At 66.5% G+C, this 13,731-nt stretch carries 10 protein-coding genes; 7 read left to right on the plus strand and 3 right to left on the minus strand.

Annotated features, from left to right (window positions below):
* From JFY56_RS15315 to JFY56_RS15330, 4 genes are all read left to right on the plus strand, one after another.
* The gene (locus JFY56_RS15315; RefSeq protein ID WP_208314693.1) at positions 1 to 1,584 is read left to right on the plus strand and encodes a glycerol-3-phosphate dehydrogenase/oxidase; all 1,584 of its coding nucleotides are present in this window, start codon (positions 1 to 3) and stop codon (positions 1,582 to 1,584) included.
* 101 nt (positions 1,585 to 1,685) lie between these two features.
* Positions 1,686 to 3,245, plus strand: a complete 1,560-nt coding sequence (locus tag JFY56_RS15320; RefSeq protein ID WP_208314694.1) for an FGGY-family carbohydrate kinase — start codon at positions 1,686 to 1,688, stop codon at positions 3,243 to 3,245.
* Between the two features lie 71 nt (positions 3,246 to 3,316).
* Entirely contained in the window at positions 3,317 to 4,237 is a 921-nt protein-coding gene (gene yegS / locus JFY56_RS15325; RefSeq protein ID WP_208314695.1) for a lipid kinase YegS, read from the plus strand.
* Between the two features lie 35 nt (positions 4,238 to 4,272).
* Complete coding sequence (locus JFY56_RS15330) at positions 4,273 to 5,082, plus strand: MOSC domain-containing protein (protein WP_208314696.1); 810 nt, start codon at positions 4,273 to 4,275, stop codon at positions 5,080 to 5,082.
* Positions 5,083 to 5,315: 233 nt separating this feature from the next.
* Here JFY56_RS15330 and JFY56_RS15335 read toward each other — a convergent pair whose 3' ends face one another.
* Positions 5,316 to 7,244, minus strand: coding sequence for a transglycosylase SLT domain-containing protein (locus JFY56_RS15335; protein ID WP_208314697.1), 1,929 nt, complete (start codon positions 7,242 to 7,244; stop codon positions 5,316 to 5,318).
* A gap of 165 nt (positions 7,245 to 7,409) precedes the next feature.
* Here JFY56_RS15335 and JFY56_RS15340 point away from each other — a divergent pair, with 165 nt between their 5' ends.
* Positions 7,410 to 9,323 carry an ATP-binding cassette domain-containing protein gene (locus JFY56_RS15340; RefSeq protein ID WP_208314698.1) on the plus strand — a complete coding sequence of 638 codons (1,914 nt, stop codon included), beginning with the start codon at positions 7,410 to 7,412 and terminating at the stop codon, positions 9,321 to 9,323.
* 48 nt (positions 9,324 to 9,371) lie between these two features.
* Here the strand turns inward: JFY56_RS15340 and JFY56_RS15345 are convergent, their stop codons facing one another.
* The gene (locus JFY56_RS15345) at positions 9,372 to 9,812 is read right to left on the minus strand and encodes a universal stress protein (RefSeq protein ID WP_208314699.1); all 441 of its coding nucleotides are present in this window, start codon (positions 9,810 to 9,812) and stop codon (positions 9,372 to 9,374) included.
* Between the two features lie 84 nt (positions 9,813 to 9,896).
* Here JFY56_RS15345 and JFY56_RS15350 point away from each other — a divergent pair, with 84 nt between their 5' ends.
* Positions 9,897 to 10,334 (plus strand): hypothetical protein, encoded by a 438-nt coding sequence (locus JFY56_RS15350; protein ID WP_208314700.1) that lies wholly within the window; start codon positions 9,897 to 9,899, stop codon positions 10,332 to 10,334.
* A gap of 23 nt (positions 10,335 to 10,357) precedes the next feature.
* On the opposite strand, the gene JFY56_RS15355 is transcribed toward JFY56_RS15350, so the two are convergent.
* The gene (locus JFY56_RS15355; protein WP_208314701.1) at positions 10,358 to 11,155 is read right to left on the minus strand and encodes a hypothetical protein; all 798 of its coding nucleotides are present in this window, start codon (positions 11,153 to 11,155) and stop codon (positions 10,358 to 10,360) included.
* A 406-nt stretch (positions 11,156 to 11,561) separates the two neighbouring features.
* On the opposite strand from JFY56_RS15355, the gene fadB reads away from it, so the two are divergent.
* Positions 11,562 to 13,709 (plus strand): fatty acid oxidation complex subunit alpha FadB, encoded by a 2,148-nt coding sequence (gene fadB / locus JFY56_RS15360; protein ID WP_208314702.1) that lies wholly within the window; start codon positions 11,562 to 11,564, stop codon positions 13,707 to 13,709.
* The last annotated feature ends 22 nt before the right edge of the window (positions 13,710 to 13,731 follow it).

Raw genomic sequence — 13,731 nt, forward strand, 5'->3', positions numbered from 1 at the left:
ATGCCCGCCTGGAACGCAGCCTGGCGCGAACAGGCACTGCCGGAACTGGCCGCGCGCGAGTGGGACGTGATCGTGGTCGGCGGCGGCATCAGCGGCGCCGGGATTCTCCTCGAAGCCGCGCGGCGCGGCTGGCGCTGCCTGCTGATCGAGCAGCGCGACTTCGCCTGGGGCACCTCCAGCCGCTCGTCGAAGATGATCCACGGCGGCCTGCGCTACATCGCCAAGGGCCAGTTCGGCCTGACCCGCGACTCGGTGCGCGAACGCCAACGCCTGCTGGCCGAGGCGCCGGGGCTGGTCGAGCCGCTGAGCTTCATCATGCCCCACTATCGCGGCGAGTTTCCCGGCCCGCGGGTGTTCGGCGGCCTGCTGACGCTGTACGACGCCCTGGCCGGCCGGCGCGACCACCGCTTCTATCCGCGCCAGCAACTGCGCTACCTGGCACCGGGTCTGAAGGACGACGGCCTGCTCGGCGGCAGCCGCTTCGCCGATGCGCTGACCGACGATGCCCGGCTGGTGCTGCGCGTACTGGACGAGGCGCGCGCCGATGGCGGCGAGGCGCTCAACGGGCTGCGGGTGGTCGAGCTGACGCGGGAGAACGGCAAGGTCTGTGGCCTGTTGGCCGAGGACCGGGAAAGCGGCCGGCGCTTCGGTTTTCGCGCTGGCGCCGTCGCCCTGGCCACCGGCGCCTGGGCCGAATCGCTGCGCCAGGCCGGAGGCGGCGAGCGCATCCGTCCGCTGCGTGGCAGCCATCTTCTGCTGCCGGCCTGGCGGCTGCCGGTGGCCCATGCCTTCAGCTTCATGCACGCCGAGGACCGCCGGCCGGTGTTTGTCTTCCCCTGGGAGGGCGCCACGGTGGTCGGCACCACCGATCTCGATCACGACAACGGCCTCGACGACGACGCGCGCATCAGCCAGCGCGAATTCGACTACCTGCTGGCGGCCTGCGCCCAACAGTTCCCCATGGCGCGGATCGGCGCGCAGGACGTGCTGTCCACCTGGGCCGGCGTGCGGCCGGTGGTCAGCAACGGCGGCGCGGCGAAGAAGCCGTCCGACGAGAAGCGCGAGCACATGCTGTGGAGCGAACCCGGCTGCGTGACCCTGGCCGGCGGCAAGCTGACCACTTTCCGTCTGCTCGCCCTGGAGGTGCTGCATGCTTGCGCGCCGATGCTGGGACGGAGCGTGGACGAGTGCGACGATCACCTGTTCCACGCACAGCCCGAAGTGGAGCTGCCCGGCCTGAGCCAACCGCAGCAGCGGCGCCTCGCCGGCCGCCATGGTCGCGCCTTGCCCGAACTGGCCCGGCTGCTGGGCGAACTGGGCAGCGAGCGGATCGGCGCCACCGACTACCTGTGGGCCGAACTGGCCTGGGCGGCGGAGGGCGAGCTGGTGCTGCACCTGGACGACCTGCTGCTGCGCCGCACGCGCCTGGGCCTGTTGCTGCCGAACGGTGCGGCGGGCGAACTGCCGGCGATCCGCGCCCTGTGCCAGCCGCGACTGGGTTGGGACGATGCGCGCTGGGAGCGGGAAGAGATGGAATACCTGGCACTGTGGCGGCGCTGCTATAGCCTGCCGGGGATGGATTGATGGGTATCGCAGGCTCAACCCATCCTACATGGCGCTCCTCGTAGGATGGGTTGAGCGCAGCGATACCCATCGACAGGACAGACAACGATAAGGATCGCACCTTGAGCGAAACGAGCTACCTGCTGGCCATCGACAACGGCACCCAGAGCGTGCGCGCGTTGCTGTTCGACCTGCAGGGCAATCTGCTCGGCAAGGGCCGCGTCGAGTTGGAGGCGTACTACTCGACGAACCCCGGCTGGGCCGAGCAGGACCCCGAGTACTACTGGCAGAAGCTCGGCGAAGCCTGCCAGGCGCTGTGGGCGCAGGTGGATATCGACCGCAGCCTGATCCGCGGCGTTTCGCTGACCACCCAGCGCGCCACGGTGATCCATGTCGACGAGGCGGGGCGGCCGCTGCGTCCGGCGATCGTCTGGCTCGATCAGCGCCGCGCCGAACTGCGGGGGCGTATCGAAGGGCCGTGGGGTTGGCTGTTCAGGCTGGCCGGCGTGCAGGGCGCGGTCGATTACTTCCGCAGCCAGGCCGAGGTCAACTGGGTCGCCCAGCAGCAACCGGAAATCCACCGGCGCACGCACAAGGTGCTGTTGCTGTCCGGCTTTCTCAGCCAGCGCCTGTGCGGGCGTTTCGTCGATTCGGTGGCCTGCAGCGTCGCCTACCTGCCGTTCGACTACAAACGCCTGCGCTGGGCATCGCCGCGCGACTGGAAGTGGCAGGCGGTGAATGTCCGCCGCGAGCAGTTGCCGGAGCTGTCCAAGCCCGGCGAGCGGCTCGGCCACATCAGCGCCGAGGCCAGCCGGCATACCGGCATTCCCGAGGGGCTGCCGCTGATCGCCGCCGGCGCCGACAAGGCCTGCGAAGTGCTTGGCGCGGGCGCCATCGAGCCCAACGTGGCCTGCCTGTCCTATGGCACCACGGCGACCATCAACACCACCCGCAGCCGCTACCTGGAAACCATCCCGATGATCCCGCCGTATCCGGCGGCGATTCCCGACCGCTTCAATACCGAAGTGATGATCTACCGGGGCTTCTGGATGGTCAGCTGGTTCAAGCGCGAGTTCGGCCTGCGCGAGATGCAGCGGGCCGCCGAGCTGGGCGTCGAGCCGGAACAGCTGTTCGACGAACTGGTGAACTCGGTGCCGCCCGGCTCCATGGGCCTGATGTTGCAGCCTTACTGGACACCCGGCATCCGCGAGCCGGGGCTGGAGGCCAAGGGCGCGATCATCGGTTTCGGCGACGTGCACACCCGCGCGCATATCTACCGGGCCATCCTCGAAGGGCTGGCCTACGCCCTGCGCCAGGGCAAGGAGCGCATCGAGAAGCGCTCCGGCACCCGCATCGAGCGGCTGATCGTGGCCGGCGGCGGCTCGCAGAGCGATGCGGCGATGCAACTGACCGCCGATATCTTCGGCTTGCCGGCGGAGCGGCCGCATGTCTACGAGGCATCCGGGCTGGGCGCGGCCATCGACTGCGCGGTGGGCCTCGGGTTGCACCCGGACTTCCCGACGGCAATCGCGGCGATGACCCGCACGGGGCAGGTCTTCCACCCGCGCCCCGAGGCGCAGCGCACCTACGAGCGGCTATATCGTGAGGTCTACCTGCGCATGTATCGCCAGTTGAAGCCGTTGTACCGCAGCATCCGCGAGATCACCGGCTACCCTGCCTGACAGGCGTTGGAAGCTTTCCTGCGCCGGAGACGGTCCAATCAGAACGGACTCCGCAAAGAAGAGGGCGGACAATGGCGGAACGCAAGGCGATGCTGATTCTGCATGGCAAGCAGGCGGCCAACGACCTGGTGCGTGCAGCCGTGCAGGCGAAGCGCGAGCAGGGCTGGGAGCTGGCGGTACGGGTGACCTGGGAAGGCGGCGATGCTGCGCGGCTGGTCGGCGAGGCGCTTGCCGCCGGTTACCCGACGCTGATCGCCGGCGGCGGCGACGGCACCGCCCGCGAGGTAGCCGAAGCCATGGCGCAATCCGGCTCTTCCGCCAGCCTGGCCGTGCTGCCGCTCGGTACTGCCAACGACTTCGCCCGTTCCGCCGGCGTGCCGCTGGAGCCCGACGCGGCACTGGCGCTGCTCGACCGCCCGGCGCGGCCGATCGACCTCGGCGAGATGGACGGTCATCTGTTCCTCAATATGGCCACCGGAGGCTTCGGCTCGCGGGTCACAGCGAACACGCCGGAGGAACTGAAAAAGGCCCTCGGCGGCGTGGCCTATCTGCTCACCGGCCTGACCCGTTTTACCGAGGTGCATGCCGCTAGCGGCCACTTCCGTGGACCGGGTTTCGAATGGGAAGGCGAATTCCTCGCCCTCGGCATTGGCAACGGGCGCCAGGCCGGCGGCGGACATGTGCTCTGTCCGCAGGCGCTGGCGGATGACGGCCTGCTCGACGTGAGCATCCTGCCGACGCCGACGGACATGCTCGGCGCGCTGGGAACGCTGCTTGGCACCAGCCTGGGCAGCGACGAACTGTTCGTTCGCGCCCGCCTGCCCTGGATCGAACTGGACGCCCACGAAGGCCTGGACGTGAACCTCGACGGCGAGCCGTTCGAACTGCGCCGGATGCGCTTCGCGGTGCGGCCGGCGGCGCTGCGTCTGCACCTGCTGGAGGATTCGCCGCTGCTGGGGCCGGGTTGCGACGTGGTGGAGCGCGCCGTATAAGGTCGCTTTGGCCCGCAAGAAAGGACGCCGCCGCAATGATCAGTCTCAGTGCGCTCTACCGCTATCCACTCAAGTCCGGCAAGTTCGAACCCTTGCAGGACATCCGCCTGGATGCCCTGGGCCTGGAGGGCGACCGCCGCTGGATGGTGGTGGAGGAGAGCAATGGTCGCTTCCTCACCCAACGCCTGCTGCCGCAACTGGGGCGCATCGAGGCCCGCTGGCAGGATGGTGGGCGGGCGCTGAGCCTGCGCGCGCCGGGCATGCCGGACCTGCTGGTGCCTGTGCCGGGCATGGACGAGCAGCTGCGCGGCGTGACCATCTGGCGCGACAGCCTGCAGGTGCCGGATGCCGGCGATGCGGCGGCGAAATGGGTCAGCGAGTTCCTTGGCCGGCCCTGCCGGCTGGTGCAGATTCCCGAACAGCGCGCGCGCCAGGTAGATACCGCCTATGCCGAACCGGGCGAGCGGGTGCATTTCGCCGATGGCTTCCCGCTGCTGCTGATCGGCCAGGCCTCGCTCGACGGCCTCTCCGCGCGTGTCGGCCGGCCGCTGGAAATGCTGCGCTTCCGCCCGAACCTGGTGGTCAGCGGCAGCGAGCCCTTCGCCGAGGACGGCTGGAAACGCATCCGCATCGGTACGCTGGAATTCCGCGTGGCCAAGCCCTGCTCGCGCTGCATCCTCACCACCATCGACCCGTACACCGGCGAACGCTCCGCCGACCGCGAACCGCTGGCCACCCTGAAGAGCTACCGCGAGAAGGACGGCGAGATGCTCTTCGGGCAGAACCTGATTGCCGAAGGTGTGGGCGAGTTGCGTGTAGGGATGCCGGTGGAAATTCTGGAATAACCGGGGATTGACCGGGTATGTAGGAGCGCCCCATGGGCGCGAATCGCGGGCATGGCCCGCTCCTACGGTTCGCTCATGCAGAACGTAGGGTGGAAAACGGCGAAACGGATGGCCGCCCCGCCTTTCCACCATCAGGCGCAGTGTGACGGGGTGGTGGACAAGCTTCGCGTTGTCCACCCTACAAAAAGCACCTTCGGTGGCAAGACAGTTGTTCCTACAGGTAGCCCATCAGCTCACAGCTCATCGAAGAACCGCTCGTGCCAGTCCACCAGCGGCTGCGGGGCGTTGAGTTTCTGTCCGTAGATTACCGCGTAGGACAGCACGTTCTGCACGTACTGGCGGGTTTCGTCGAACGGGATGGTTTCGACCCAGACGTCGAACGCCAGGTGCTTGGTGTTGCGCAGCCATTGCCGCACGCGGCCGGGGCCGGCGTTGTAGGCGGCGGTGGCGAGCACGCGGTTGCCGTTGAACTGGGCGTGGATCTGGCTGAGGTAGGCCGTGCCGAGCTGGATGTTGAGGTCCGGCGCTACCAGTTGCTGCGTCGAGGCCAGCGGGATGCCGAACTTGCGCGAGGTTTCCTTGGCGGTGGCAGGCATCAGCTGCATCAGGCCGGTGGCGCCGACGCCGGAGCGCGCATCGGTCATGAACGCGCTTTCCTGGCGGGTGATGGCGAACACCCAGCTCGAATGCAGGCCGCGTACGCCTGCCTCGCGCACCAGGCTGGAGCGATGGGCCATCGGGAAGCGGATATCGAGGTCGTCCCAGTACTTCGCCTGGCTGATCGAGCGGATCGCCGGGAAGTACCAGTTCATGTCGTAGGCCAGCTTGGCCTGCGCCAGCAGTTCGTCCTGACTGAACACACGGGCGGCGTGGTACCACTCGCGGCGGGCGTTGATCACTTCGCCACGGGCATAGAACTCCAGCGCGCGGCGGGTGCTGGCGGCGTTGCGCACGCGCTGCGCTACCCGCGGGTCGGGCGCGACGGGGCGGTTGTTCAACTGGTAGGGCGTGTTCAGCCGGTCGGCGGCGAGGAAGCCGTAGAAATCGCGTTCAAGGGAAACCGGCTGGTACAGGCTGGCAGCGGTCTTGTTCTGCGGCTCCGCCAGTTGCAGGGCGCGGGCCTGCCAGTAGCGCCAGCGGTTGGTCTCGGCGAGGTCCTTGGGCAACTGGCGGGTGAGCTGGTAGGCCTCTTCCCAGCGGCCGAGGCGCAGCAGCAGGCGCAGGCGCCATTCGGTGACGGTGTTGTCACGCAGCTGCGGGTCGTACTTGGTCATCAGCGGCAGGGCGCGCGGGTCGAATTTCTTCGCCAGGCTCAGGCCGATTTCCCGGGCGATGGCGACTTTCTCATCACTGGAGAACGGCAGCCGTCCGCCGTAGTAGTCGAGCAGTTCCAGCGCCTTCTCCGGGTCCTGCCGGGCCAGCCGGCGCAGGCCGAGGCCGACCACGTCGGCGGTGGCGTGGTCGCGCTGGGTGAAGCGCGAGATCTGGCTGAGCTGTGCGGGGTTCTGTGCGACCTTGACCATCAGCTCGCCCTGGCTGCCGAGGGTCGGCAGGCGCCGTGACAGGGTGGTGGCCAGCCCGTAGTTGCGTTCCTGGGCGGCGAGCTTGAGGCGCTTCCAGATGCGCTCCTCGGTCAACTGGCCGTCCGCCTGCCAGTAGCTGAACAGCGTGTCGCAGGCGTCCGGCTGCGACTTGCCGACCAGCCACAGGCGCTCGGCGGTGGCGTGGCCTTCGGTCTTCTGTCCGTGGGTGAGCTGGTACTGGCCGTACAGGCAGTCCAGTTCGGTGAAATTCATCTTCGGGTCGTAGTGGTTGACGAAGGTTTTCCAGTCGCCGCGTTCCGCCGTCCAGCGCAGCCAGCGTAGCTTCATCCAGTTGATCTGCGGCAGGTCGCCGTGTTCGGTGAGGAAGCGTTCGATCTCCTGGTCGCTGGCGTACTTCAGGCGGCTGGTCAGTTCGTCGTACGCCAGGTAGGGCTCCAGCGGATAATCGGCGAGTGCCGACCGGTAGCGCATGTACGGACCGCTGTCGCCGCGGCCGAGGGCTTTCTTCGCCTCGTCGTACATCAGGCGCTGCTGGGTAAGGGAGGCGGCGTGGGCCGGTTCGACGGCCGCCAGGCTGAATATCACACAGGAAAGCAGGGAGAGCAGACGACCGCGCATGGTACTTCCGGACTGATGAACTTCGGGGACGCCGGAACGCCAGCGTCGACTTCGATAAGCTTAGCCTGTTGCGCGAGAGCGGAGGAAGCTTCCGAGGGCCGGAGCGGCGCTCTGACTTTTAGCGAGTTTCCCTTAAACTGCGCGCCCTGTTTCCGGAGATCGCCCATGACCCTGCTGAAGTTCACCGATGTGTCCCTTGCCTTTGGCACCACGCCGCTGCTGGACAAGGTGTCCTGGCAGATCGCCAGGGGAGAGCGGGTCTGCATCATCGGCCGCAACGGTACCGGCAAGTCGAGCATGCTCAAGCTGGTCAAGGGCGAGCAGATGGCCGACGACGGCGACATCTGGCGGGCGCCGTCGCTGAAGATCGGCGAATTGCCGCAAGAGCTGCCGCGCGCCGACGACCGTACTGTCTATGACGTGGTTGCCGAAGGCCTCGCCGAGGTCGGCGAACTGCTGGCCCGCTACCACCACCTGAGCCTGCATATCGAAGGCGAGGACGACCTGACGCAGCTCTCCCGCGTCCAGCAGGAACTGGAAGCGCGCGACGGCTGGCGCCTGCAGCAACTGGTGGAAAGCACCCTGAGCCGCCTGCAATTGCCGGCGGACAAGACCCTCGCCGAACTTTCCGGTGGCTGGCGCCGCCGCGTGCTGCTGGCCCAGGCGCTGGTGGCCGAGCCGGACCTGCTGCTGCTCGACGAACCGACCAACCACCTGGATATCGGCGCCATCGCCTGGCTGGAGGAAGCGCTGTCGTCCTTCCCCGGCGCGGTGCTGTTCATCACCCACGACCGCGCCTTCCTGCAGGCCGTGGCCACGCGCATCCTCGAACTGGATCGTGGTCACCTGATCGACTGGAACGGCGACTACGCCAGTTTCCTGGTGCACAAGGAGCAGCAACTGGCGGCGGAAGAGGCGGCCAACGCGCTGTTCGACAAGCGCCTGGCGCAGGAGGAAGTGTGGATTCGCCAGGGCATCAAGGCCCGCCGTACCCGTAACGAAGGCCGCGTGCGTGCGCTGAAGGCGATGCGCTTCGAACGCGCCGAGCGCCGCGAGCGGCAGGGCAAGGCGAGCTTCCAGCTGGAAGGGGCGGAGAAGTCCGGCAAGCAGGTGATCGTCGCCGAGAAGGTCGGCTTCGCTCATCCGGGCGGCGAACCGTTGATCCGCGATTTCTCCCTGGTCCTGCAGCGCGGCGACCGTATCGGTCTGCTCGGCGCCAACGGCACCGGCAAGACCACGCTGCTCAAACTGCTGCTCGGCGATCTGCAGCCGACCTCCGGCACGATCAAGGCCGGCACCAAGCTGGAAGTGGCCTATTTCGACCAGTTGCGCCTGCAGCTGGAGCCGGAAAAGACCGTCATCGACAACATTTCCGAGGGCCGCGAGTTCATCACCATCGACGGCCAGAACCGCCACATCCTCAGCTATCTCGGCGACTTCCTGTTCACCCCGCAGCGTGCGCGCACGCCGGTGAAGGCGCTGTCCGGCGGCGAGCGGGCGCGTCTGCTGCTGGCCAAGCTGTTCAGCAAGCCGGCCAACCTGCTGATACTCGACGAACCGACCAACGACCTCGATGTGGAAACCCTGGAACTGCTGGAGGAAGTGCTGCTCGGCTTCCAGGGCACCGTGCTGATGGTCAGCCACGACCGGGCCTTCCTCGACAACGTGGTGACCAGCACCCTGGTGTTCGAGGGCGAGGGCCGCGTGCGCGAGTTCGTCGGTGGCTACCAGGACTGGCTGCGCCAAGGCGGTTCGCCGCGCCTGCTGGGCGTGGGCGAGCTGAAGGAGCCGACGGAGAAGGCCGAACCGGTCGAGCCGGTCGCCCAGCCGGCCAGCGCCGCGCCGGAAGCGTCGGCGGCGAAGAAGAAGCTCAGCTACAAGCTGCAGCGCGAACTCGACGCCATTCCGGGGCAGATCGACGCCCTGGAAGCAGAACTGGCGGCGCTGCAGGCGGAAACCGCATCGCCGACCTTCTACCAGCGTCCGCAGGAAGAAACCCGCATCGCCCTGGAGCGGCTGACGTCGCTGCAGCAGGAACTCGACCGCCTGATCGAGCGCTGGGCCGAGCTCGAAGAATAGTGACCGGCCAACCCGCGGCAGGCCGGGGTTCGGCCTGCCGCGCGGTCGTCACTCGTGTTTCTGCAGGCGTACGGCCAGCACGTCGCAAGGCGCGCCATGCAGGACGTCGTTGGCGGTCGAGCCCAGCAGCAGGGCAAGACCATGGCGACCGTGACTGCCGACGATGATCAGGTCGCAACCCTGGTCGTGGGCCAGGCGGTGGATTTCCTGGCGCGGCTGGCCGTAGACCAGGTGGCATTGCGCAGTGGTGATCTGCGGGTAGCTGACGGTGAACTGGTGCAGACGCTCCTTGGCCTGGTCGAACTGCTGCTGCTGGAGCATCGACAGGTCCATCGGCACATCGCCACCGAAGGCCATGGCCATGGGCTCGACGACATGCACTGCCGACAGTTTGGCTTCCGCACTGGCGGCCAGCGCGACGGCGCGTTTCATCACCGGGTCGCATTCCTCGGTGAGGTCGACGGCGACCAGAATGTGTTGGTAGAGCATGAGACGTCTCCTCCAGGGGACTGATTGAATACAAGTATGGCCTTGCTGGCCGCAGATGGCCTGCCGGGCCGGAGAACTGTTGTCATGAACACATGGTTATTGATCCTGCTCATCGGCCTGATGCTCAGTCCGCTGGCCTGGTTGATGCCGTCCCGCGGCCAGCGCGGGCAGATGGCATTGCGCCTGGAAGCGCGCCGCCTGGGTCTGGCCATGCAGCTCTCGCGCCAGGAGTGGCCGCACTGGATGGAGCGCGAGCCGCCGACCTCCTGCGCGCAGTATCACCGCGGGCGCAGCAAGGGCAGGGCGGATACCTGGCGTTATTGGCAGACTGCGCCCGGGCAATGGCTGGATCGCTGGCGCGAGGCGAGTGTGGGCGAGGAATTGGCGGCCGAGCTGGCGACCCTGCCGAAGGATGTGTACATGGTCGAGGCGACTCCCCAGTACATTGCGCTGTACTGGGGCGAGCGGGGCGACAATGGCGATCTGCAACGGATCGCGGAGTTCCTGCGTCGGCATGCCTGAGGGCTTCCTGCTGTCGATGGCGCTCAGCTCTGGCTGGCGGCGTAGAGGGCGGAGGCGGTTTCGAGATTCTCGATGATCCGGTCGGAATACTTGTACACCAGCAGGGGCAGGCTGCCCTTGTCGCGCAGGGTTTTCTCCAGATAGCGCCAGGTGATGTCGACGCTGCGCAGCGCTTCGCCGATCGTCGGGGTGGTCTGCCCGGCCTGCTGCAGGCGGACCAGGTTGATCGCGAAACGGTTGGCCAGGTCCTCCAGCGCGCGCTCCTCGCCGCCGGACGGGATGGCGCCCACCGTCGCGTTGCGCTGCACATAGTCGGCGGCGATGGTCTGCATCAGCAGGCTCTGTTCGCGGCTCTGCTGGGTCAGCGGCGGGACCCGGGTGCCGCTTTCCTGCTGAATCCTTTCGTACAGCTGTGCGGCGGTTTCCAGCAGTTCACGATTGTGTGCGGCCAGAGCGGCGGCCGGTTCGAGGTTGATGAAGCCGCTCTTGCTGAGCTTCCCGCTGAGGTTTTCCAGCTCCTGGGCATAGCCTTGCCATTGGCTGTCGAGCTGCGCCTTCAATCGTGACGACTGCTCGCCGGGCATTTCCCCGATGCGCGCCAGGCTGTCGGCGGCACTCTGCCGGGATGTCTCGATCCGGCCGACATAGCGCTGGTCGCCCTCCATCGCATTGAGCATATAGAAGTTGCCCAGGCTGCCCTGCGCGGCCAGGCGCATGCGATGCAGGTTCAGCAGATCGCTGGCGGTATCGGCGGCGGCCAGCGTCGAAAGGACGGCGAGGATCAGCGAGGTCAACAGGCGAGCAAGCGAGCGGCTGGTCATGATCCATCTCCGTGGGCTCTCGGGGGGCCTCTTGTCGTTCCTGGCAGGGACTCTAGCCGGCCGAAGGGGCTCATGCCAGCCGTCGGGGCAGCCTGTTCGCCGGCCTCTGGCGTGACATTAGCGGACTGAATAATGACTGGCCAGTCCGCTGAATATGGCTGTCCAGAGGCCTTCCTGAGCGCCACAACGATTGACAAGGTGCGGCTTTTCCGTGAAGGTGTGCGCACCCGAATCAAACGGGCGTATGAATCGAGCGTTTGTCCTATCGGAATGCTCGGAATACGACCCGGCTATCGCGTCGGAGGGTATGCCAGAGGCTTTGGGACTATGCTCGGCGTTTGCCAGCAGGCCCGATGCACGGCGTCCGATGTGTACGTTCAAGCTTCCCCAGCGTGGAGATCAGTTGATGATTTACCAAGGTAAAGCCATCACGGTTAAGGCTCTTGAGAGCGGCGTAGTCGAGCTGAATTTCGACCTCAAGGGCGAGTCCGTCAACAAGTTCAACCGGCTCACCCTGAACGAACTGCGTGAAGCAGTGGATACCATCAAGTCCGATGCGTCCGTGAAGGGCGTGGTTGTGACCAGCGCCAAGGACGTGTTCATCGTCGGCGCCGACATCACCGAATTCCTCGAAAACTTCAAGCTGCCGGACGAAGAGCTGCTGGCTCTCAGTCTCGAAGCCAACAGGATCTTCAGCGATTTCGAAGACCTCGCCGTTCCCACTGTCGCTGCGATCAACGGCATCGCTCTCGGTGGCGGCCTGGAAATGGCCCTGTCCGCCGATTTCCGCGTAATGAGCGCGGCCGCTGTGGTCGGCCTGCCGGAAGTCAAGCTGGGCATCTACCCGGGCTTCGGCGGCACCGTGCGCCTGCCGCGCCTGATCGGCTGCGACAACGCCATCGAGTGGATCGCCTCCGGCAAGGAAAACAAGGCTGAGGAAGCCCTGAAAGTGGGCGCCGTTGACGCCGTGGTCGCTCCGGAGAAAATCCGCGCAGCCGCTCTCGACCTGCTCCAGCGCGCCATCGCCGGCGAGCTGGATCACAACGCCCGCCGTCAGCCGAAGCTGGAAAAGCTGAAGCTGAACGCCATCGAGCAGATGCTGGCCTTCGAAACCGCCAAGGGCTTCGTTGCCGGCCAGGCCGGTCCGAACTACCCGGCCCCGGTGGAAGCGATCAAGTCCATCCAGAAAGCCGCCAACTTCACCCGCGACAAGGCGCTGGAAGTCGAGGCGCAGGGCTTCGTCAAGCTGGCCAAGACTTCGGTCGCGGCGAGCCTGATCGGCCTGTTCCTGAATGACCAGGCGCTCAAGCACAAGTCCAAGTCCTACGACGAAGCCGCCAGGGACGTGAAACTCGCGGCCGTGCTCGGCGCCGGCATCATGGGTGGCGGCATCGCCTACCAGTCCGCCGTCAAGGGCACGCCGATCCTGATGAAGGACATCCGCGAGGAAGCCATCCAGCTCGGCCTGAACGAGGCCTCCAAGCTGCTCGGCAATCGCGTCGAGAAGGGCCGTCTGACTCCGGCGAAGATGGCCGAGGCGCTGAATGCCATCCGTCCGACCCTGTCCTACGGCGATTTCGGCAACGTCGACATCGTGGTCGAAGCCGTGGTCGAGAACCCGAAAGTGAAACAGGCCGTGCTTGCTGAAGTGGAAGGCCAGGTGAAAGAGGACGCGATCCTCGCTTCCAACACCTCGACCATCTCCATCAGCCTGCTGGCCAAGGCGCTGAAGCGCCCGGAAAACTTCGTCGGCATGCACTTCTTCAACCCGGTGCACATGATGCCGCTGGTCGAAGTGATCCGTGGCGAGAAGTCCAGCGAAGTGGCGGTCGCCACCACCGTCGCCTACGCCAAGAAGATGGGCAAGAGCCCGATCGTGGTAAACGACTGCCCCGGCTTCCTGGTCAACCGCGTGCTGTTCCCGTACTTCGGCGGCTTCGCCAAGCTGCTGGGCTTCGGCGTGGACTTCGTGCGCATCGACAAGATCATGGAGAAGTTCGGCTGGCCCATGGGCCCGGCCTACCTGTCCGACGTGGTCGGCATCGACACCGGCCACCACGGCCGTGACGTGATGGCCGAGGGCTTCCCGGATCGCATGGCCGTCGAAGGCAAGACTGCCGTCGACGTCATGTACGAGGCCAACCGCCTGGGGCAGAAGAACGGCAAGGGCTTCTACGCCTACGAAACCGACAAGCGTGGCAAGCCGAAGAAGGTCGTCGACCCGCAGGCCTACGAGATCCTCAAGCCGATCGTGGTGGAGCAGCGTGAAGTGACCGACGAGGACATCGTCAACTTCATGATGATCCCGCTGTGCCTGGAAACCGTACGCTGCCTGGAAGACGGCATCGTCGAGAGCGCTGCCGAGGCCGACATGGGCCTGATCTACGGCATCGGCTTCCCACCCTTCCGTGGCGGCGCGCTGCGCTACATCGACGCCATCGGCGTGGCCGAGTTCGTGGCACTGGCCGACAAGTACGCCGACCTGGGCCCGCTGTACCAGCCGACCGCGAAACTGCGCGAAATGGCTGCGAACGGCCAGAAATTCTTCGGTTGAGTGCGGAACGAATAGAGCGAGA

This window comes from Pseudomonas schmalbachii (assembly GCF_017589465.1).
Classification (GTDB): domain Bacteria; phylum Pseudomonadota; class Gammaproteobacteria; order Pseudomonadales; family Pseudomonadaceae; genus Pseudomonas; species Pseudomonas schmalbachii.

Bases quoted from the DNA above. Each gene is read 5' to 3' on its own strand.
- yegS (WP_208314695.1), top strand. From the start codon at position 3,317: ATGGCGGAACGCAAGGCGATGCTGATTCTGCATGGCAAGCAGGCGGCC.
- JFY56_RS15315 (WP_208314693.1), top strand. From the start codon at position 1: ATGCCCGCCTGGAACGCAGCCTGGCGCGAACAGGCACTGCCGGAACTG.
- fadB (WP_208314702.1), top strand. From the start codon at position 11,562: ATGATTTACCAAGGTAAAGCCATCACGGTTAAGGCTCTTGAGAGCGGC.
- JFY56_RS15345 (WP_208314699.1), bottom strand. From the start codon at position 9,812: ATGCTCTACCAACACATTCTGGTCGCCGTCGACCTCACCGAGGAATGC.
- JFY56_RS15335 (WP_208314697.1), bottom strand. From the start codon at position 7,244: ATGCGCGGTCGTCTGCTCTCCCTGCTTTCCTGTGTGATATTCAGCCTG.
- JFY56_RS15350 (WP_208314700.1), top strand. From the start codon at position 9,897: ATGAACACATGGTTATTGATCCTGCTCATCGGCCTGATGCTCAGTCCG.
- JFY56_RS15340 (WP_208314698.1), top strand. From the start codon at position 7,410: ATGACCCTGCTGAAGTTCACCGATGTGTCCCTTGCCTTTGGCACCACG.
- JFY56_RS15355 (WP_208314701.1), bottom strand. From the start codon at position 11,155: ATGACCAGCCGCTCGCTTGCTCGCCTGTTGACCTCGCTGATCCTCGCC.
- JFY56_RS15330 (WP_208314696.1), top strand. From the start codon at position 4,273: ATGATCAGTCTCAGTGCGCTCTACCGCTATCCACTCAAGTCCGGCAAG.